Source organism: Paracoccus sp. S4493, from assembly GCF_000967735.1.
GTDB lineage: Bacteria > Pseudomonadota > Alphaproteobacteria > Rhodobacterales > Rhodobacteraceae > Paracoccus > Paracoccus marcusii.
The window spans coordinates 1-793 of record NZ_JXYF01000389.1 but is presented as its reverse complement, the minus strand read 5'-3'; the positions used below and the strand labels follow the sequence as shown (position 1 = coordinate 793).

Genomic DNA, 793 nt, shown 5'->3' with positions numbered 1-793 from the left:
CCGAAGGGGACGCCCGGATCGCTGTCTATGACCGGGTTTCGGGCTTGATGATGTTATGAAGCCAATTCGCAGCTTCTTGGCCCTTGGCGACCCATTCCTCAATGACATTCTCAGACATGTCCTGCCTCAAGGATTTTATCGACTGATCTACGATTTTCTTTTGTCGCCGACTTGCTTCCCGCATGTCTGCGATTTTGAGCATGGGATATAGCTTACTCATGCCAGACGACACGCAAAGTTCTTCCAGCCTGTATTCTATCGACTGTTCATCGCTTGGCAGCTCGTCGTGGCGATCCAGATACAGCGCGGAACAATGCAACGCTTCGTGCAGGATCGTGTCGAACAGTTCCAGCTTGTCGCCTTTGTGTTTGAGGACATTCAGATAAATTATCGGCCTCTGACCTTTGGGATAGAACGAGAGTCCGTATCGCCTGCTTTGACCAACAGTTTCGGGCTTCCAGAACGTATCGGCTCGGACAACTGCCACGTGGCTCATGATACGGGTGGCCGCGTTTATCATATCTACATTTGTGAAAACTGCTGGATCGAAGTCGATGCTTTTTTCCATGAAGTAATGCGCTTTATTTTCAAGGCTCATGTCGATCATAATATTTCCGGCTGTTGAATAGAGGTTTCTCAAAAGACATTGCTTTGATAATAACTGCGGACCAATATGGCGCAAGGGATGCGAAGCATCACCTGCGCCATATTTTTTCTGCTTTGATTCTTATTCTGCCGTTTCTGTATCGCGGTGCTGCCTTGCCGAAGGCGAGGCTCCGCCCGAAGGGCCGGG

1 protein-coding gene is annotated in these 793 nt (G+C 49.7%); it reads right to left on the bottom strand.

Translation table 11 applies throughout. The features are described 5' to 3' along the window. Positions 1 to 25: 25 nt before the first annotated feature. Positions 26 to 607 carry a hypothetical protein gene (locus tag TW83_RS17915; RefSeq protein ID WP_045984149.1) on the bottom strand — a complete coding sequence of 194 codons (582 nt, stop codon included), beginning with the start codon at positions 605 to 607 and terminating at the stop codon, positions 26 to 28. Between the last annotated feature and the right edge of the window lie 186 nt (positions 608 to 793).

Coding starts and splice junctions, on each gene's coding strand:
- TW83_RS17915 (WP_045984149.1), bottom strand. CDS start 607: ATGATCGACATGAGCCTTGAAAATAAAGCGCATTACTTCATGGAAAAA.